At 49.4% G+C, this 21,212-nt stretch carries 9 protein-coding genes and 2 tRNA genes; 7 read left to right on the top strand and 4 right to left on the bottom strand.

From position 1 onward, the window contains the following. Positions 1-33: 33 nt before the first annotated feature. Entirely contained in the window at positions 34-2,838 is a 2,805-nt protein-coding gene (uvrA, locus tag CLV25_RS14185; RefSeq protein ID WP_131840324.1) for an excinuclease ABC subunit UvrA, read from the bottom strand. Between the two features lie 342 nt (positions 2,839-3,180). Between uvrA and CLV25_RS14180 the strand changes: the two genes are divergently transcribed. Continuing rightward, complete coding sequence (locus CLV25_RS14180) at positions 3,181-5,649, top strand: TonB-dependent receptor domain-containing protein (protein WP_131840323.1); 2,469 nt, start codon at positions 3,181-3,183, stop codon at positions 5,647-5,649. Between the two features lie 561 nt (positions 5,650-6,210). Continuing rightward, the gene (locus tag CLV25_RS14175) at positions 6,211-8,667 is read left to right on the top strand and encodes a TonB-dependent receptor domain-containing protein (RefSeq protein WP_131840322.1); all 2,457 of its coding nucleotides are present in this window, start codon (positions 6,211-6,213) and stop codon (positions 8,665-8,667) included. Positions 8,668-9,809: 1,142 nt separating this feature from the next. On the opposite strand, the gene CLV25_RS14170 is transcribed toward CLV25_RS14175, so the two are convergent. Then, a complete protein-coding gene (locus CLV25_RS14170) occupies positions 9,810-10,559 on the bottom strand; it encodes a DNA alkylation repair protein (protein ID WP_131840321.1) in 750 nt (249 codons plus the stop codon). A gap of 147 nt (positions 10,560-10,706) precedes the next feature. On the opposite strand from CLV25_RS14170, the gene CLV25_RS14165 reads away from it, so the two are divergent. The 4 genes from CLV25_RS14165 (at position 10,707) to CLV25_RS14150 (ending at position 16,452) form a co-directional block, all read left to right on the top strand. Beyond that, positions 10,707-12,878: a S9 family peptidase gene (locus CLV25_RS14165; protein WP_131840320.1), complete on the top strand. Its 2,172-nt coding sequence runs from the start codon at positions 10,707-10,709 to the stop codon at positions 12,876-12,878. Between the two features lie 171 nt (positions 12,879-13,049). Next, a tRNA-Leu gene (locus tag CLV25_RS14160) sits at positions 13,050-13,133 on the top strand. Positions 13,134-13,158: 25 nt separating this feature from the next. Then, positions 13,159-13,245: transfer RNA gene (locus CLV25_RS14155), tRNA-Leu, on the top strand. Positions 13,246-13,485: 240 nt separating this feature from the next. Beyond that, positions 13,486-16,452, top strand: a complete 2,967-nt coding sequence (locus CLV25_RS14150) for an AsmA family protein (RefSeq protein ID WP_131840319.1) — start codon at positions 13,486-13,488, stop codon at positions 16,450-16,452. Positions 16,453-16,466: 14 nt separating this feature from the next. Here the strand turns inward: CLV25_RS14150 and CLV25_RS14145 are convergent, their stop codons facing one another. Together CLV25_RS14145 and CLV25_RS14140 are read right to left on the bottom strand one after the other, a co-directional pair. Next, positions 16,467-16,784 (bottom strand): hypothetical protein, encoded by a 318-nt coding sequence (locus CLV25_RS14145; protein WP_131840318.1) that lies wholly within the window; start codon positions 16,782-16,784, stop codon positions 16,467-16,469. Between the two features lie 110 nt (positions 16,785-16,894). Beyond that, positions 16,895-19,093 (bottom strand): RelA/SpoT family protein, encoded by a 2,199-nt coding sequence (locus tag CLV25_RS14140; protein ID WP_165877092.1) that lies wholly within the window; start codon positions 19,091-19,093, stop codon positions 16,895-16,897. A gap of 117 nt (positions 19,094-19,210) precedes the next feature. Between CLV25_RS14140 and ligA the strand changes: the two genes are divergently transcribed. Beyond that, positions 19,211-21,208 (top strand): NAD-dependent DNA ligase LigA, encoded by a 1,998-nt coding sequence (ligA, locus tag CLV25_RS14135; RefSeq protein ID WP_131840316.1) that lies wholly within the window; start codon positions 19,211-19,213, stop codon positions 21,206-21,208. Positions 21,209-21,212: the final 4 nt, after the last annotated feature.

The raw sequence follows: 21,212 nt of genomic DNA, 5'->3' as shown, positions 1-21,212 counted from the left end.
TCTTCTAACTTCTGGAATAACTTCGTTTAACTCCTACTTAATATGTTCTGCCAAAAATCTTCCGGTATGGAGGCCTTTCCTCATGGCTAGCTCCTCTGGCTTGCCTTCAAAGACGATGTTTCCACCCTTTTCGCCACCTTCGGGACCGAGGTCTATCACCCAGTCGGCGCACTTAATAACATCCATGTTATGCTCTACGATGATGATCGTATGGCCGTTGGCCAGCAGCGCCTGAAAGGCATCGAGCAGCTTACGGATGTCGTGGAAGTGGAGTCCGGTGGTTGGCTCGTCGAAGATAAAGAGGATTGGCCCGTTGCTGCTATCCTTGGATAGGAACGATGCCAGCTTGATACGCTGCGCCTCTCCGCCCGACAGGGTGCTCGACGACTGTCCCAACCTAACGTAGCCTAAGCCTACATCCTGAAGCGGCTGTAGCTTTTCGGCTACCCTTTTGGCGGTGCTGTTGTCCTGGCTTCCGAAGAAGAGGATGGCCTCGTCTACGGTCATCTCCAGAATATCGTATATCGATTTATCCTTGTAGCGCACCTCCAGCACCTCCTGCTTGAAGCGCTTGCCGCCGCAGCTCTCGCACACAAGGGTAACATCGGCCATAAACTGCATCTCCACCTTAATAACGCCCTCGCCTTGGCACTCCTCGCATCGGCCACCGTCGATGTTAAACGAGAAGTGCGATGGGGTAAAGCCATTCTGCTTGGCGTACTGCTGGTCGGCGAACAGCTTACGGATTTCGTCGTAGGCTTTGATGTAGGTAACCGGGTTCGAGCGCGACGATTTCCCAATAGGATTTTGGTCTACCATCTCTACGCCCTTAATCATTTTGATGTCTCCGGTAAGCCCTTGATGCCTTCCCGGCTTGTCGCCCGTACCCATTATGGCTCGGTTAAGCGCCGGATGGAGGATGGTTCGCACTAAGGTTGATTTTCCCGATCCGCTGACACCCGTAACGGCCGTCATAACGCCCAGAGGAAACCTTACCGAAACGTTCTTAAGGTTATTCTCTGCTGCACGTTGCACCTCGATGTAGCTGCTCGATCGGCGATGTACTGCTGGTACAGGAATCTTTTCGATACCCAACAGATACTTTGCTGTAAGCGAACGTTCGGCCTCGGGTAGCTTGGTATGTGGGCCTTGGAATACCACCTCGCCTCCATGCTGTCCGGCCATTGGGCCAATATCGATAATCTCGTCGGCAGCACGCATAATCTCCTCCTCGTGCTCCACTACAATAACCGAGTTACCTAGGTCGCGCAGCTGCTTCAGTACCTTTATCAGGCGGTTGGTATCGCGCGGATGGAGGCCAATGCTAGGCTCATCCAGTATGTATAGCGATCCAACCAGGCTGCTTCCCAGCGATGTCGCCAGGTTAATGCGCTGCGACTCGCCACCCGAAAGGGTTGACGATAGACGGTTGAGCGTTAGGTATCCTAAGCCAACATCGGTTAGGAACTGTAGTCGGTTGCGGATTTCGACCAGCAAGCGCTTGGCCACTTTGGACTGGTGCTCGTCGAGTTCCAGTCGGTTAAAGAAGACATTCAGCTCGTCGATAGGCATCAGCACCAGTTCGCTGATGGTCGTGTTCCCAATCTTTACGTATCCGGCCTCTGGCTTTAGCCTTGCACCGTTGCAAACAGGGCAAATGGTCTTGCCCATGTACCGCGATAGCATTACGCGGTACTGTATCTTATATTTTTTCTCTTCAAGATATTCGAAGAATCCATCAATACCCGTAAAGTGGCTGTTCCCCTTCCAAAGTAGCCTCTTCTGCTCGGGTGAAAGGTCGCAGTAGGGGCGATGTATGGGGAAATCGAAGTGAGCAGCATTGTAGATGAGCTCCTCCTTCCAAACCTTCATACCTTCGCCGCGCCAGGGGGCAACAGCATCGTCGTAAACCGAAAGCGTCTTGTTGGGAATAACCAGATCTTCGTCGATACCAATCACCTTACCGTAGCCCTCACACTTAGGGCAAGCCCCAAGAGGACTGTTGAAGCTAAACATATGCACGTTGGGCTCCTCGAACTGCATGCCATCAGCCTCGAATAGGTTCGAGAAGTGCTCTACAAATGGTTCGCCTTCTGATGGGAATACCTTAACCACTGCCTTCCCATTGCCTTCGCCAAATGCCGTTTGAACCGAGTCGCCAAAGCGGCTCACCGAATCCTCGTCCGTGCTAGCTGCAATACGGTCGATAATAACAAAGATGGTGCTGGGGTCGATGCTATCAGCATTCTTTATAACCTCCTCAATGCGCATGGGCTCGCCGTTAACCTCTAGGCGCTGCAAACCCTCCTTCATCAGCAGGGTCAGCTTCGAAATTACGCCAGTTTGGGCATCGTAGCAAAACGGCGACATAATCTGCATGCGCGTCCCCTCGGGTTGACTAACGATAAAGTCTACCACATCGGAAACCGAGTGCGCCTTAACCTCCTCTCCGCTTATGGGCGAGTAGGTTTTACCAATGCGGGCATACAGCAGCTTAATGTAGTCGTACACTTCGGTAGAAGTCCCAACAGTTGAGCGCGGGTTGCGGGTGTTTACCTTTTGCTCGATGGCAATTGCCGGAGGTATACCGGTGATATTGTCGACATCGGGCTTGTTAACGCGCCCAAGAAACTGGCGCGCATAGGCCGATAGGCTCTCCACGTAGCGGCGCTGCCCTTCGGCAAAGATGGTATCGAACGCGAGGGTCGATTTCCCCGAACCCGATAGACCTGTTACCACTACCAGCTTATTACGGGGTATATCTACGTCGATATTTTTGAGGTTATGTACTCTTGCTCCCTTTACGGAGATGTATTTCTGCGAATTCTTTTCTGACATTGCGATCCATTGGAAACCTCAAAATTAGTGAACTTATTTTACTTGGTTGCCTATGGCGCATTTTTAGGCGTTAAATGAAGTTATGCACGAAGGAGGGGCTTTCTGCTACTTACTTCTCAATCCATCCGTAGCGTTCTTCATCTGTAAATTGTGTGAAAAATACGGGAATTGTGTAACGTATATTTTAAAAGGGAGTCTAATGCTTTGCACGAGCAAACTTTTTGGGCATACAGCTAGCTTTTATCCATAGCATCTGGCTGTTCATCGAAAAAAGTTGGCTTTACATATTGAAAAAAGCAGCTTCGTACGGATTTTTTTAGTGACAATACAAAATAATAAGTTATGTATCGATTGTTTACTTTTTTTCTTTTGCTAGTAGGGGGCTTACCTCTGGGCTCGTTTGCCGATTCTGGCAGCATACAAATAACCGGTAAGGCCGTAGATTCTCTATCTAAAAAGGGAGTTCCCTTTGTTACCATTACAGTGCAAAATTCACAGAGTAAGGTTTTAAAGCGATTGGCTTCCGATGGAAACGGGGCTTTTGATTTTACACTAAAGGATGATACGCATGGGGAGCTTATCATAACTGCAGTTGGCTACAATACCACTAAAGTAAAGTTTGGCGTAAAGCCTGGGGCTAAAAGGGATAATTTGGGGACTATTGCAATGAGCGAGTCATCCACCAAAATAGACCAGGTTGTTGTACAGGCGCAAAAGCAGCTGGTAAAGGTTGACGTAGATAAGATATCGTACAATACCGAAGCCGATCCCGAATCGCAAACCACCAATGCGCTGGATATGCTCCGTAAGGTTCCGCTTATAACGGTTGATGGCGAAGACAACATAACCCTTAAGGGTTCATCCAGCTTTAAGATTCTGGTAAACGGTAAAGAGTCTACGCTGATGAGCAACAACCCCAAGGACGTGCTCAAAGGCATGCCTGCCAATAGCATCAAAAACGTGGAGGTTATCACCAACCCCTCCTCTAAGTATAGCGCCGAAGGTGTTGGAGGTATTATTAACATCGTAACGGCAAAGAAAACGTTGGAGGGTGTTATGGGCAGCGTTAGCCTTCGTGCTGATAACATTGGCGGCGTTGGTGGAAACATTTATACTACCGCCAAGGTGGGTAAGCTTTCCTTCTCGTTAAACTATGGACCCAACTACCGAAAGGAGAAGAGCACTTACGGCTACTCGTGGAGAGAAAACTTTGCCAATAACAATGAGCACATCGTTGAAACAAAATCGGATGGCGATGGCAGCGCGCTGTTTAGCTTCGGATCGGCAGAGATGAGCTACGAAATCGACTCGCTAAACCTCATTAGCCTTTCGGTTATGGGGCACGGTGGTAAGTGGAAGAACAACTCAACCTCGGGAACCTCCGTATTCAACAATCAGAACCAAATTTATCAGCAGTATGGCCAAATAACCGACTACGAGCGATCGTTTGGCGCTATCTCCGGAAACTTAGACTACCAGCGCTCCTTTAAGAAGCCCGATAAGCTTTTTACCGTATCCTATAAGCTCGAGTACAACCCAATGGGCACCGATAATCGCTACGAAACTGACGGTATTGTCAACTATCAAGATCAAAAGCGCTTTTCCGAGAATGATGCGGCTTCGTACGAGAATACCTTTCAGATCGATTTCGTTAATCCGTTTACCTCAAAGCACCAGCTCGAGGTGGGAGCGAAGTACATCCTCCGAACCAACCCTAGCGAAACCTTCAACTACAACGATGTTAACGGTGCTTGGGTCGAAGATGCGACTCGCTACGGAAAACTCGACTACACCCAGAACATTGTAGCGGGCTATGTGGGCTACCTGTATAAGATTAAAAAGATGTCCTTTAAAACAGGCTTTAGGGTAGAAGGAGCTTATACCGATGCCGATTCGAAGCAGGGCATTAAGTCGACCAGCTTTAGCAGCGACCTAACCAATCTGATTCCGTACCTAACGCTTTCGTATAGCCTTGGCGAGGCCAGCAGCCTAAAGCTTAACTATACCCAGCGCCTGCAACGTCCCGGTATATGGTACCTAAATCCATATGTTGACGATTCCGATCCAAAAATGATCTCGTACGGTAATCCAGAGCTCGAAACCGAAAAGGTACACTCCTTCGACTTAGGGTACAGCCTTTTCACCAGCAAGGTAAACCTAGAGCTGAGCGCGTACAGCCAGCTAAACGATAATGCCATACAGAGGGTTATGTTCGCCGATAAGAACAACCCCAACATCTTTGTGAGCACCTACGAGAATAGCGGCGTAAACAACACCTACGGTTTCAGCCTATTTGGCTCCTACAGGCCTACTCCAAAGCTATCCCTCAACCTCGAAGGCGATGCATCGTACTCGCTGATGGAGCGAAACGTTATGAACGACATTAAGATTAAGAACGAAGGCTGGAACTACAACGGTTCGGGTTCTATTCGCTGGACCTGTATCGATGGCCTTACCCTTTCGGGATACATCGGCGGCTACTCCGGATGGCTGCAGCTGCAGGGTAAGAGTGGTGGATTTATCTACAACGGAATCAGCGTTCGTAAGGATCTGCTCAAGAAAAAGCTGAACATCAGCGTATCGGTAAACAGCCCATTCCAAAAGTACCGTACCTGGGAATCCGACATGAGCGATGCCTCCTTCCGTTCGCACTCCGAGCGTAAGATGCTCTACCGCACCTTCAGCTTCGGCATCAGCTACCGCTTCGGCAAGATGGGCGCCATGGTTAAGAAGGCCAAGCGCAGCATCAGCAACGACGACGTAAAGAGCGGCGGCGATAATGGCGGAAACAGCGGTGGTGGAGGAAAGTAATTTCTCTATGGCACCCAACTGGTAGGGTGCTTTGTGCGAAAGCCGGATTTCTTAGCAATAGAAATCCGGCTTTCGCTTTTTTACGCTTTCGGTTTGTATTCTCGGCGCATAAAATTGCTGCTTTTAGGCCGAAGGGATTATTGCTGTATGCGTAAAAATGTATTGGGAAGGAATAAATTACGGCTTATATACTATTTTTTTAGTAGGTTTAGCTTATGTTAGCGATGAGAGGTCTACAACAAGGGCAATTTGTTCTACTTTTATGACGTTTACTTATTAGCAGTAAACAAAAAATATTAACTAAAAGCTCTAATCTAATAGTAGTCCTAACTTTCGTTTCTGCCTTAATTAAGGTAAATCATCTATAAACAATAAGTGCGTTTGGGTTATCGTTAGCAAGCGAAAACCATTAATGAATGGAAGTAGCACCGAGGTGCGGTTTTTCATTTACGGCCACTTCTTTGTCCTTAGGGGTGGTTCTAACTACGAGCAGTTTGAGGGTAAGTTCTTTGCGATTCGAGCTTTAAACGAGCATTAAACACAAATCCTAAATAGTTAACTATGTATCGATTTCTTATTTTCTTTCTTTTAGTAGTAGGAGGGTTGCCTCTGGCTAGCTTTGGAGACTCCAATGCTACCCTCATATCGGGTAAAGTGGTTGATTCTCTATCTAAAAAAGGGGTTCCCTTTGTAACCGTTACGGTGCAGGATGCCCAAAAAAAAGTCTTGAAGCGCTTAGCCTCCGATGGCTCGGGTAAGTTTGACTTTACGTTGAAGGATAATGTTAAAGGCGAAGTAATAATTACCGCTATTGGCTATAATCCCGCAAAGGTAAAATTCAGCGTTGGGAGTAAGCCAAAGGAAAATCTGGGAACGATTGTAATGAGCGAATCAACCTCTAAAATCGATCAGGTTGTGGTTCAGGCTCAGAAGCAGCTGGTAAAGGTTGAGGTGGATAAGCTTTCCTACAACACCGAGGCCGATCCCGAATCGCAAACCTCCAATGCGTTGGACATGCTCCGTAAGGTGCCCCTGCTAACGGTTGACGGGGAGGATAATATTACGCTAAAAGGCTCTTCGAGCTTTAAGATCCTCGTAAACGGAAAGGAGTCGACGCTGATGTCGAGCAACCCTAAGGATGTGCTTAAGGGGATGCCCGCCAGCAGCATCAAGAACGTGGAGGTTATTACCAATCCATCTTCGAAGTATAGCGCCGAGGGTGTGGGGGGGATCATTAACATCGTTACGGCAAAAAAGACGTTGGAGGGCGTAATGGGCAGCGTAAACCTTCGTGCGGATAGCTTTGGCGGATTCGGCGGCGGATTCTACACAACGGCCAAGATTGGCAAGCTCTCCTTCTCGTTAAACTATGGCCCAAACTACAACAAGCAAAAAGAATCGACAGGGTACAGCCTTACCGAAAACTACCTTAGCGCAACCGATCGAAGAACGGAAACCTCATCGCTATCCGATGGCGATGGATTCTCCAACTTTGCTTCGGGCGATATGAGCTACGAAATAGACTCCTTAAACCTGCTTAGCCTTTCGTTCTGGGGGTACGGTGGTTCTTGGAACAACAAATCGGAGATCCTAACCTCTGTTTACAACGATCAGGGGGTGCTATCTCAGCAGTTCAGCCAGGCTAACAAAAACAAGAGCACCAGCGGCTCCATCTCCGGTAATCTGGACTACCAGCGCTCCTTTAAGAAGCCCGATAAGCTGTTTACCGTATCGTATAAGCTCGACTATATTCCTCGCGAAACGGAGTACGAGTACACGGTTGATGGTATCCTTAACTACGCCGATAAGCGCAATACTTCGAAGAACCATGCGGGCTCTTACGAGAACACCTTTCAGGTGGACTTCGTTAATCCGATTACCCCAAAGCATCAGTACGAGCTCGGTACAAAGTATATCATACGAACCAACCCCAGCGAAACCAACTACTACAACTTTAGCAACGGCAGCTGGGTAGAAGATGCTAGTAGGTATGGCGACCTTACCTACACCCAAAACATTGTTGCCGCCTACATGGGGTATCTGTTTAAGATGAACAAGGTGTCGCTAAAGACGGGCTTTAGGCTCGAAGGCGCGTATACCGATGCCGACTCGAAGCAGGGCGGCACGGCCACCAGCTTTAGCAACAACGTTACGGACGTTGTTCCCTACTTTACCCTATCGTATAAGCTAAAGGAATCGAGCAGCGTAAAGCTTAACTACACCCAGCGTCTACAGCGACCTGGCATATGGTACCTCAATCCTTATATCGACGACTCCAAGCCTAAGTCTCTTTCGTACGGTAACCCTAAGCTCGATGCCGAAAAGGTGCACGCGTTCGATTTGGGCTACAGCTTCTTTAGCTCTAAGGTGAACGTCGACTTTGGCCTGTTTGCGCAGCTAAACGATAACGCCATCCAAAGCATCCTTACGGTACGTAGCGATGGCGTACAGGTGCGCACCTATGAGAATAGCGGCACCAACAACTCCTTCGGGGCAAACGTCTACGGTTCCTACCGCCCAAGCCCAAAGCTGTCGTTCAGCCTTAACGGACGGGCATCCTACTCGGTTATGGAACGGAATGGCGGCGTAAACGAAACGTTCCGAAAGGAGGGATGGGTGTACAACGGATCGGGCTCGTTCTACTGGACCGTTATCCCGGGTCTATCCTTCTCGGGATACGTGGGCGGCTACTCCGGATGGCTGCAGCTGCAAGGCAAATCGAAGGGCTTCTGGTATAACTCGTTTAGCCTGCGCAAGGAATTCCTCAGCAAGAAGCTAAACCTGAGCGTTTCGGTTAGCAGCCCATTCCAGAATTATAGGACCTCGACAAGCAACATGAGCGACAAGACCTTTAGCTCGCACAGCGAGTACCGTTACCAAAATCGCACCGTTAGCTTCGGCATCAGCTACCGCTTCGGTAAGATGGGCGCCATGGTTAAGAAGGCCAAGCGCAGCATCAGCAACGACGACGTAAAAAGCGGCGGTGGAAGTGGCGGAAATGGAGGGGGCGGAAACTAACCCTTGATATGCTAAAAAAGGTCGATTGTTTCAATCGACCTTTTTGTTTTTTTATTGCCCAGCTACTAGGTTATTTCGCAAAAACCGCACCTAAACCGCACTCAGCAATTGGCCTACGTTAGCCGGCATATAGCCGAAATTAAGCTGAACAACGATGACAGAAGAATCTTTCTGTCTCAACCAAACCCAAATCAACAGGCTCAACACATCGCTAAAGAATAGCTACATGTAAAGCGCATAGATGCTGAGAAATATCTTACTGTTAAAGAACGTGCTTACTTTTGGTGCAATAGTACGTCTTTTTTTAATTTTTGCAAAAACAAAGGGACGCTTTTTTCGAGAAATTTCAGGCTTACCCCGAATTCGTTTCCCGCAGCGCTCTTTGGTTTGCACAATCGCTCGGTTATCATACACAATCGGCTGGAGGTTTAGCACAATCGCTCGGTTGCCGTGTACAATCGGTTGGAGGTTTAGCACAATCGCTCGGTTGCCGTACACAATCGGTTGGAGGTTTAGCACAATTGCTTGGTTGCCGTGCACAATCGGCTGGTGGTTTTACACAATCGCTCGGTTGCTGTGCACAATCGGCTGGTGGTTTTACACAATCGCTCGGTTGCTGTGCACAATCGGTTGGTGGTTTAGCACATTCGCTCGGTTGCTGTGCACAATCGGTTGGAGGTTTTGCACATTCGTTCCTGCGGTTTACACATTACCTCCTGTGGATTACACATTTGCTCCTGCGCTCAGCAAAATGGGTGCTGCCCTTTACGCAACGAGCGCACAACGGGTACCGTTCTACCTGTTGCTCCTCGCCTCATTGCCGTCAGGACTTTTTATAGAAGAACAAAACCAGAGCGTTAAATTGATGGATACTGAATAGGCGGCATGGATTGGTGAAAAGAGCCGAAAGGTTATTCCGTAAGCCCCATGGCGAAGCCATACCAGACAGGCACGAATTCTGTTTGAGCGAGCGGAGCTTCCACAACGCCAACTAGGGCAATACCGATGAAAGGACAAGAAGCAACATTTGAAATCGTAACATTCCACCGCGACCGAGCGAGTTAATTCGTGCAGGATTTTTCTTTGTTTCGTTTCTTTTGATCCTTCAAAAGAAATGAAAATTGGAGTTTGCAGGCCTCTTGTTAATTAGTCCTGAGGGTAATGCTCCTCGCCTTAGCCTCCATAAAGAACCTTCGGTCGGCCTCGCCCATCTTTTCGATGCTGTAGCGCAGCATGGTGCGGGGCATAACGTGCGCATGCTGCGCTAGGAACCGCCTAAGAACGGTCTCGTCGCGCTTCCCGATCTCGCGCAGGCACCATCCCGAGGCCTTGTGGATCAGGTCGTGCTGGTGGTCGAGGAATCCCTCGCAAAGAGCCAGCGTATCCTCGAATCGTCCCTTTCGGATAAAGGTTAGCGTCGACACTATGGCGATGCGCTGCTCCCACAGGTTCTCCGACTTTGCCAGGGTAAAGAGCAGGTCGGCAGGCTTATCCAGCAGGTACTCGCCAACGATGTACTCGCAGCTCAGGTCTACCAGGTCCCAGCTGTTTACGTACTGGGTATTCCTAAGGAAGAGGTCAACGATCTTCTTTCGGGCAGCCTCGTCCTTCAGCTTCTTGTACTGGGCCACCCATACCAGCAGCCCGGCCAGCCGCACCTCGTGGTATTCCGAGCGCAGGAGGTGTTCAACCTCTTCGGATGCTATCTTATGGATGTATGGCTTAATGGTTGATCGTACAACGGGCACCTTAATGCCCAAAAACTTATCCCCATGGCCGTACTGCCCTTCGCCCGTTTTAAAGAAGTACGCCACCACCTTTTGGGTTGATGAATCCTGAAGATTTACTAGCTCGTTAACCAGAAGCTCGTGTGCCGCTATTCTATCGCTCATCGCTTGTTCTATTGATCGGGTAAAGATAATCTTTTACGAGCTGCCAGTTTTGCCGAATTTGGGTGTCTATATTAATTGGCGCTTTGGCGATAGTTGCATATTTTTGGCGCCTTACGATCATAAGTATTTAACCTAATAAAAAACGAAATGCAGAGAGGGAGAATCGCCCTTGGGCTGGCTGCTTTACTATGCGTAAGCATTCCATCTTTGGCTCAAAAGAAGGAGATTACCATTTCCGACTTGATGGAGAAGGGGACTTTTAGAGCAAAATCGGTCTCGGGCATCAATTCGATGAACGATGGCGTAAACTATACCGCCTTTAGCGGAGGCGATATCGTTGTGTACAGCTACCAAACCGGCAAGGCGGTGGATACCATTCTTACCGTTAAGCAGCTTCAGCAGTTTGGGTTGAAATCGGTTTCCGGCTACGAGTTTAGCGCCGACGAAAAGCAGCTGCTTCTGCTTACCGGCAGCGAACCCGTTTACCGCCGATCGTTTACTGCCAGCTACTACATCTTCAATAGAGCAACCAAGGCTATAAAGCCGCTTTCTTCGAATGGCAAGCAGAGCTACGCCACCTTCTCGCCCGACGGCTCTAAGGTTGCCTTTACCCGCGATAATAACGTTTACTATACCAATCTGGCTACCGGTAAGGAGGTTCAGGTAACCACCGATGGCAAGTTCAACCACATCATCAACGGCTCTACCGACTGGGTGTACGAGGAGGAGTTTGGCTTTGCCAAAGGCTTCGAATGGTCGCCCGATGGCAAAGCGATAGCCTTCTACCGCTTCGACGAGTCGCGCGTAAAGCTTTTCAACATGAATAAGTTTGAGGGTAAACTCTACCCTGCAAACTATACCTACAAGTACCCTAAAGCAGGCGAGCAGAACTCTGTGGTTTCCATCTACTGCTACGATTTGGCTTCTGCTAAATCAACCAAAATGAACGTGGGAGATGAGGATAACCAGTACATAGCCCGCATTAAGTGGACCAAGACCCCCGCTAAGCTGGCTATGGTGCGCCTTAACCGCCTCCAAAACCACCTCGACATCCTTGTTGGCAACGCTGCCGATGGTACAACCACCACGCTTTACACCGAGAAAAACGACCGATACATCACCGAGGTAACCGACAGCTACCTCACCTTCCTCGATAACGGCACCCAGTTCATCATCAATAGCGAGAAGGATGGCTACAACCACCTATACCTTTTTGATATGAATGGTAAGCAGGTAAAGCAGATCACCAAAGGCAGCTGGGATGTAACCAGCTTCTTGGGCATCGATCAAAAGAACGGACTGGTATACTACCTTGCCGCCGCAAAATCGCCCATGCAGCGCGAGCTCTACGTGGCTAACCTCAAGAGCGGCGAGAGCAAAATGCTATCGACCAATGTTGGGACCAATAAGGCCGTATTCAGTACAGGGTTTAAGTACTACATCAACTTCTTCAACAGCACAACATCTCCAATGCTGATCACGCTGCATCAGGCAAACGGAAAGCAGATTCGCACCTTGGAGGATAACGCCGCGTTAGCCCAAAAGGTAACAGAGTATAACATCACCCCAAAGGAGTTTTTTACGTTTGTAACGCCTGAGGGTGTTACCCTAAACGGCTGGATGATTAAGCCCGTTGGGTTCGATTCTTCCAAAAAGTACCCTGTGCTTATGACTCAGTATAGTGGTCCCGGTTCTCAGGAGGTGCTCGATAGCTGGGAACTGGGCTGGGAGAACGTCCTTGCACAAAAGGGTTACCTTGTGGTTTGTGTAGATGGGCGCGGTACCGGTGCACGTGGCGAAGCTTTCAAGAAGCAAACCTACGGTCAGCTGGGTAAGCTCGAGGTACTCGATCAGATTAGCGCCGCTAAGTATGTAGGTTCTCTTCCTTACGTTGATAAGGGTAGAATTGGTATTTGGGGTTGGAGCTATGGCGGGTTTATGTCGCTCAATGCCATCATGCAGGGTGCAGATGTCTTCAAAATGGCCATTGCTGTTGCACCCGTAACCAACTGGCGCTTCTACGATAGCGTCTACACCGAGCGCTACAATGGCCTTCCCAACGACAACCCCGGCGGCTACGACGATAACTCTCCGATTAATCATGTTGATAAGCTAAAGGGAAAGGTGCTTATTGTTCATGGCACTGCCGACGATAACGTGCACATCCAAAACTCCTACGAATTGGTTTCGAAGCTTGTTCAGGCCAACAAGCAGTACGATATGATGGTTTACCCCGATAAGAACCACAGCATTTACGGTGGAAAAACAAGATTGCAGCTGTATTCTAAATTCTTGAATTACGTAGAAGCGAACCTTTAGCTTGCAAGACTGTAAAAGTCAATAGATATAAAGGGAGAAGGAGTACAGAGCCTTCTCCCTTTACTTTTTTTAGTCAAGAAAGTGTAGATATTTTTTAAGCAAAATCCTTGCAGATCCCCGAAAAATCTATACTTTTGCAGCGTCAATCTTTGAAACGCTGACACAATCAATGCCCGGATGGCGGAATTGGTAGACGCGCTAGTTTCAGGGACTAGTGTTAGCAATAGCGTGCAGGTTCGAGTCCTGTTCCGGGTACGCAAAACAGTTGATTGAAGTAATTGCCCAGGTGGTGGAATTGGTAGACACGCTACTTTGAGGGGGTAGTGGCCGTTAGGCCGTGTGAGTTCGAGTCTCGTCCTGGGCACCAAATAAAAAGGATAACAATTAAGCGTTGTTATCCTTTTTTATTTTACCTCCTTCTTTAAATTTTCCGAATAATTTTGTTCCGATTTTCAGCACTAATGCTGTTTTTTTTGATTCCGCATTTATCTTCTTAGTAATTCACAAAAAGGATGTAAAATCTTAGAGTTTATTACTAGTTGGGAAAAGCTATTCCTACGAAATTTCATTAGATTTGGGATAAAATAACCATTAGAAATTATTTCGAATGAAAAAGAAAAAACTTCTGATTATTCTTGGCTCAACTTTAGGTGTGCTGCTGTTAGCCGTGCTAATTCTGCCATACCTTTTTAAGCCAACAATAAAGCAAGCAGCTGATAAGTTCATTGCAGAGAATATCAATGCAGATGTGAAGTTTCCTCAGGATGGACTGAGTATTGGGATGCTTCGTCATTTCCCCAACTTTACGCTTGCGCTCGAGGATTTGAGCGTGGTGGGGCGTGATGAGTTTAAGGGTGATACGCTTGTCAACCTTAAGAAGTTTGAGGTTACGGTTAACATATTTGCGCTTATCAGTTCGGGGCGTATAGAGGTTAATAAGATTATCCTCGACAAGCCAAAGCTTAACGTGATTGTGCTGCCCAACGGTAAAGCCAACTACGACATTTACAAGGCACAGCCCGATACCACAAAAGGAGTGGATACCACAAAGGCTGAGCCTGTCAAGTTTCGCCTAAAGGAGCTTGCGCTAAAGAATGCAGACATCATCTACAGCGATCAGAAGTCGAAGATGTTTGCCAGCGTGAAGAACCTGAACATTACCGGTAGCGGCGACTTGGCCGAGAACGTATTCGACCTATCGACTAAGCTTACCGCCGATAAGGCTACCGTTGCCATGAACGGCACGGAGTACCTATCCAACAAGTCGCTCGACCTGAACTTTGTGGTGAACATGGACATGAACAACAACAAGTACACCTTTAAGGACAACTCCATTAAGGTAAACGACTTTAACTTCGGCTTCGACGGCTGGGTGCAGCTGGCGCAGCAGAATGCCATAAAGATGGATGTAACCTTTATGGCGCTCGACAACTCGTTTAAGGGGCTGCTATCGCTGGTTCCTGGCGTGTATACCGAGAGCTTCGGCGATATTAAGGCTGATGGTGAGTTCGACTTCAGCGGGTATGCCAAGGGTACAATGAAGGATAGCCTCCTTCCTGCTTTTGGCGTGAAGCTGGTTACCAAAAATGCCTCGTTTAAGTATCCAAAGGTACCTGAGGCGATTAAGGATATCAACATCGACCTGAACGTGGACAATAAGGATGGGCTTATTCCAAGCACCGCCATCAACCTAAATAAGTTTAGCTTTAAGATTGGTAACAACCCATTCGATGGCTACCTAAAGGTTGCCAACCTAAAGAACTTCCCTGTAGATGCTAAGGTGAACGCTCGCCTTAATCTTGGAGAGCTAACCTCGGCATTCCCAATCGAAGGGATGACCATTAAGGGTATCTTCGATTTGGCGCTTAACGCAAAGGGCGTTTACGACGATAAGACGGGCGCATTCCCAATACTTGCCGCTACGGCTAAGCTGACGAATGGTTTCGTTCAGAATAAGCTACTGCCTACGCCGCTGCAAAACCTCAACTTTGTCATGACGGCTTCCAACACTACCGGAAAGGCTGAGAATACCGTGGTTCAAATTGGCAACTTCAACATGCTGCTTGCCGGAGAGAGCTTAACGGCAACAGGTAGCGTGCAAAACATCAAGGATCTTGCCTGGAACGTAAAGGTTGCCGGTGGCGTGGATCTGGAAAAGATCGCCAAGATTTTCAACCTAAAGGATATGACGCTTAAGGGAAAGGTTAAGGCCAATTTGGCAACTTCCGGAAAGCTGTCGGACGTTACGGCTAAGCGCTACGCCAACGTTAAGGCTTCGGGAAATATGAATGTGGCTAACTTCTCCTACTCGAGTCCCGACTTCAAGCAGGGGGTAACCATCAGCACCGCTGCGGTGGTGTTTAACCCTGCATCGATCAACCTTACCAAGTTTGAGTCGAAGGTGGGCAGCAGCCAAATCTCGGCCACCGGAAGCGTAACCAACTACATGGGATTCCTCTTTAAGCCCGATGGCGTTCTTGGGGGTAACCTCAACGTCAACATCCCAACCTTTAACGCCAACGAGTGGATGACCCCTGCCGATAAGGAGGCCGTTGCCAAGCAGCAGGCTTCGCAGCCAAGCAAGAAAGACTCCAGCGTGGCCGTTTCGATGATCCCTAAGAACATCGACTTCGACCTTAAGGCGCACATCGGCAAGTTTACCTACGACAACATCGTTGCCGACAACGTAAACGCGCTGGTAAGCATATCGAAGGGCATCATGACCATCAAGGATGCCAACATGGGCATTATTGGCGGTTTGGTGAACGTTAAGGGTACCTTCGACTCCGACGTGAAGAAGCCGAAGTTTGACCTCGACCTTGGCATCAAATCGGTATCAATACCAAAGGCTTTCGAAACTTTCGAAACCATCCAAAAGTACGCGCCCATTTCGCAGTACGTGGTGGGTAATATGGACCTCAACTACAACCTGAAGGGCGATTTAACCAAGGATATGACCCCTAATGTGGCCTCGCTGAATGGAGGCGGATTGGTGAAGATCCTCAGCGGAACGCTTAAGGATACCAAGTTAACCTCGCTGGTGGCCCAGTTCTCTAAGCCAGCAACGGCTAGCGCAATGACCGAGATAAAGGAGCTAGCCCTATCGACGACCCTCGAGGATGGCAAGCTGTCGGTGAAGCCATTCGATATCTCAATGCACGGTCGCAAGACCACCGTAAGCGGCTACACCTCGTTAGATGGTAAGATTAACTACAACCTGCTGATGGATGTACCGGCCAATGCCGTTACCACATCGCTGAACAGCGCCATGAGCCGCTACCTAGGCAAGAATGCTGCCTCTGGTGACATGAAGGTAACCCTTGGCGTGACTGGCACCTACAGCAAACCTTCGGTGAAGCTGGTTAATGTGGCCAGCGCCAGTGGTAAGACCGTACAGTCGGAGGTAAAAGAGGCTGTTCAGGATAAGGTGAAGCAGGAAGCCACCAAGGAGGCTTCTAAGCTGCTCGACAAGGTTATTGGCGGATCGAAAAGCGATACAGCCAAAAAGAAGGCAGAAGACCAGCTGAAGGATGCGGCCAAGAAGAAGCTCAACGACCTCTTCAAGCGCCGGTAATTCTGGATAACAAGTCATGCAGGAGGCGCCCCGTTGGGGTGCCTCCTTTTTTTTTCGGAAGCATTGCCTCCACGAATGGTCACCCCTCCGGGATTTCCGGCAAGGCTAAAGCATCGATGCATGACCCCTCCGGGATTTCCGGCAAGGCTAAAGCATCGATGCATGACCCCTCCGGGATTTCCGGCAAGGCTAATGCATCGGTGCATGACCCCTCCGGGATTTCCGGCAAGGCTAAAGCATCGATGCATGACCCCTTCGGGATTTCCGGCAAGGCTAATGCATCGGTGCATGACCCCTTCGGGATTTCCGGCAAGGCTAATGCATCGATGCATGACCCTTCCAGGATTTCTGGGAAGGCTAATGCATCGGTGCATTGTAGAAAGACCTGACAAATTTTTAAAATTTGTCAGGTCTAGTCCATATAAAGCTTGTATGAAATTTCCTACTCGGCCGAGGTGGCTACGCGGCTGGCCTTAATCACCCCCTTAATGCGGTGCAGGCGGTGGATGATCATGTCGAGCTGCTTGATGTTGCCCACGAACACCTTAATCTTTCCCTCGAAAACGCCCCCCTTGGTGTCGAACGAGGCCGAGCGCAGCGTCACCTTCAGCTCCTTGGTGAGCACCTCCGAGATGCGGTTGAAGAGCCCGATCTGATCCTCGCCGATGATGCGGATGGTGGTTTGGAACGAGCTCGACTCGCGCGTCTGCTGCCACTTGGCCTTCACAATGCGGTAGGAGTAGCGCTCGATCATGCTCTTGGCGTTCGGACAGCTGGTGCGGTGTATCTTGATGCCGTGGCTGATGGTCACAAAGCCAAAGATGTCGTCGCCAAAGATGGGGTTGCAGCAGGTGGCCAGCTTGTAGTCCACGTTGGCCAGGTGCTCGTCGATAACCAGAAAGTCGCCGCTCTCCTGCTCCTTGGGCTGGGCGTAGGCCACCTCGGGCGCACTGCTTTTCTCCTCAACAAGGTCTGCTGTTTCGATATAGGTCTTGATATCGGCGATGTCGATCTTCTCGTTGGCCAGCATGGCGTAGAACTCGGTAATAGACCTAATCTTATTCTTTTTGATGAACTGCGAGGCCATCTCGTCGGTAAGCTCCAGCTTCCAGTTCTTGAGCCTGCGCAGCAGGAGCTCCTTGCCGATGTTGGCCACCTTGAGCTCCTCCTCCTTAAGGCTCTGCTTGATCTTGCTGCGCGCCTTAGAGGTGATGGCGAACGAGAGCCAGTCCTTGGTGGGCTTTTGGTTTTTGGAGGTGATGATCTCCACCTGATCGCCATTCTTAAGCGCATCCTTAATGGAGGCTAGGCGGTTGTTTACCTTGGCGCCCACGCACGACACGCCCAGTTTGGAGTGCACCTCGAAGGCAAAGTCGAGTACCGTTGCTCCAGAAGGGAGCTTCTTGAGGTCGCCGTTGGGGGTAAACACGAAGATCTCCTTCTGGTAGCTGTCCAGCTGCTTGAGGCTTTCTGCCATTTCGTTGGAGTCCTCGGCCTGCTCCAGCAGGTTGCGCAGGTCGGTCAGCCAGTCGTCGATGCCCTGCTGCTGCCGAATGCCCTTGTACTTCCAGTGCGCGGCGATCCCCATCTCGGCGATCTCGTCCATGCGGCGGGTGCGGATCTGCACCTCCACCCACTTTCCCTCGGGCCCGATGACGGTGGCGTGCAGGCTCTCGTAGCCGTTCGACTTGGGCACCGATATCCAGTCCCTCATGCGCTCGGGGTTGGGGATGTACTTCTCGGTAACGATGGAGTAGGTTCTCCAGCACTCGGCCTTTTCCAGAGGCAACTCGCTTTCGAGGATGATGCGGATGGCGAACAAATCGAACACCTCCTCGAAGGGGATCTTCTGCTTCTTCATCTTTTTCCAGATGGAGAAGATCGACTTGGTACGGCTCTTAATCTCGTACCGCTGCCCGTACTGGTCGAGCCCCGCCACGATGGGCTTAATGAACTTCTCGATGTAGGTATTACGCTCCTTGGCGGTCTCTTCGAGCTTCGTTACAATATGGATGTAGTCGGCCGGTTCGGTGTACTTCAGCGAGAGGTCCTCGAGCTCTGTTTTCACCGAGTAAAGCCCTAGGCGGTGCGCCAGTGGCGCGTATAGGGTAAGCGTCTCGTTGGCCTTTTTAACCTGCTTGCTGTCGGCAAAGAAGTAGAGATGGCGCATTACGTCAAGCCTGTCGGCCAGCTTTATCAGGATAACGCGCGGATCGGCCGAGTAGGAGATCACCAGCTGACGGTAGTTCTCCACCTCGCTAGAGCTGGTTTTTGGATCTATCTTCGATATTTTGTTCAGCCCCGTAACGATGGTGGCAACCTCCTGGTTGTACTCCTTGGCAAAATCGTCGTCGCCAAAGCCGTTAATTCGCGAGGTTTCGTGGAGCAGGACCGATATTGCAGCCGTACCCTTAAGGCCGATTTCATCGACAACAATTTGGGCAACGGCTAGAGCATGGAAAATAAATGGATCGCCATTTTCACGGCGCTTTTCCTTATGGGCATTTGCCGCAACGCGAAAGGCCTTCTTTAAAAGAAGAAGTTCCTCCTGCGAGCTGCTCTGCTTGCACGATTTGTATAAGCTTCTAAAACGGCTGAGTAGCTCCCTTTTCTCCTCTTTTTCTAAATCCAGTTCTTCCATGCTTATCATTTTTCGTAAAAATATTAATTATCGAAGGAAATAAATTATCTTAACCATCGGTTTAGTGTTGTTTTTTATCAAAAATCAAACAAGTACTTTTGCTTAAAATAGATTTTAATGACCACCGAAAATACCGCCTCCAAAGCTCAGAAATTAAGAAGCCTTTTAGAACAAGCCAACTACGAGTACTACGTGCTCAACAATCCTTCGATAAGCGACTACGAGTACGACATGCACATGAAGGAGCTGCAGGAGCTGGAAAGACAGCACCCCGAGCTGCAAGATCCCAATTCGCCAACCCAGCGCGTAGGCAACGACATCAACCAAGCCTTCGAGCAGGTGGAACACCGCTACCCAATGCTTTCGCTCTCCAACGCCTACTCCTTCGAGGAACTTGCCGATTTCGACACCAAGGTTCGAAAGGTAGTGCCCAATGCCAAGTACTCCTGCGAGCTTAAGTTCGATGGAACGGCAATTGGAATAACCTACGTAGATGGCAACCTGGTGCGTGCCGTAACTCGTGGCGACGGCGTTAAGGGCGACGATGTTACCGCCAACGTAAAAACGATAAAGAGCGTACCGCTGAAGCTTCGTGGCGAGGGGTACCCCCAGGAGTTCGAGGTTAGAGGTGAGATTATTCTACCTCACGCCTCGTTCGATAGGATGAATAGCGAGCGCGAGGAGATCGGCGAGCAGCCCTTTGCCAACCCCCGCAACGCCGCAGCCGGCACGCTGAAGCTGCAAAACTCGTCGGTGGTAGCCAAGCGCGGCCTCGACTGCTTTCTCTACTTTCTCTTGGGCGAAGCGCTTCCTTCCGATAGCCACTACCAGAACATTCAGCAGCTGTGCAGCTGGGGCTTTAAGGTGTCGGAGCACATGCGTCTTTGCAGCAGCATGGCGGAGGTTGAGGATTTTATTCGCTACTGGGATAAGGAGCGCGAAAAATTACCATACGATACCGATGGCGCCGTAATTAAGGTTGATAGCCTTTCCGATCAGGAAGACTTAGGCTTTACGGCTAAGTCGCCCAAGTGGGCCATCGCCTACAAGTTTAAGGCCGAGCAAGCCTCCACCAAGCTGCTAAGCGTCGACTTTCAGGTGGGCAGAACTGGGGCTATTACGCCAGTTGCCAACCTAGAGCCCGTACAGCTGGCAGGAACAACGGTAAAGCGGGCATCGCTGCACAACGCCGACCAAATAGAACTGCTAGACTTAAGGGTAGGCGATTACGTTCTGGTAGAAAAGGGAGGCGAAATCATTCCAAAGGTTGTTGGGGTAGATTTGGATAAGCGGGCAGAAGGATTATCGCCTTTTAGGTATATAACCCATTGCCCCGAATGCGGAACCGAGCTGGTTCGCGAGGAGGGCGAAGCCAAGCACTTTTGCCCCAACGATGCCGGATGTCCGCCGCAGATCATTGGACGAATAGAGCACTACATCAGCCGCAAGGCTATGAACATAGAGGGGCTCGGCTCCGAAACCGTTGAGCTGTTTTACCGCACAGGTCTGGTTAGCGACATCTCCGATTTGTACACTTTAACCGTCGACAAGATTAAAGATCTTGAGCGTCTAGGTACGAAATCGGCCGAAAACATCGTTAAAAGTATTGAGTCCTCTAAGCAAGTAGGCTTCGAGAGGGTGCTCTACGCCATCGGCATCCGCTACATTGGCGAGGTAACGGCAAAGAAGCTGGCAGCCCACATGAAGAGCATTGATGCCATCATTGCCGCCTCGTACGACGAACTGGTGCAAGTCGAAGAGGTTGGCGCAAAAATTGCAGGGAGCATCAAGTATCACTTTAGCGAGCCAAAAAATCTGGAGCAGGTAAAACGACTTAGAGAATTTGGCGTGCAAATGGAGCAGAAGGAGGTTGAAAGGGCTTCGGATAAGTTAAAAGGTTTTACCTTTGTAATTAGCGGAACCTTCGATATCCCTCGTGATGATATCAAAAGGATGATAGAGGATAACGGAGGTAAGATGGTTAGCAGCATTTCTGGGAATCTCAGTTACCTAGTTGTCGGCGAAAATATGGGGCCTTCGAAGCTTGAAAAAGCGAATAAACTAGGTGTCAAAATGATTAATCTTGAAGAACTATATACGTTGATAAACAGATAGGTTT

This window comes from Acetobacteroides hydrogenigenes, assembly GCF_004340205.1.
Lineage (GTDB): Bacteria > Bacteroidota > Bacteroidia > Bacteroidales > ZOR0009 > Acetobacteroides > Acetobacteroides hydrogenigenes.
Note: the sequence above shows the minus strand (reverse complement) of the source record. Positions and strands in the feature narration are given on the sequence as shown.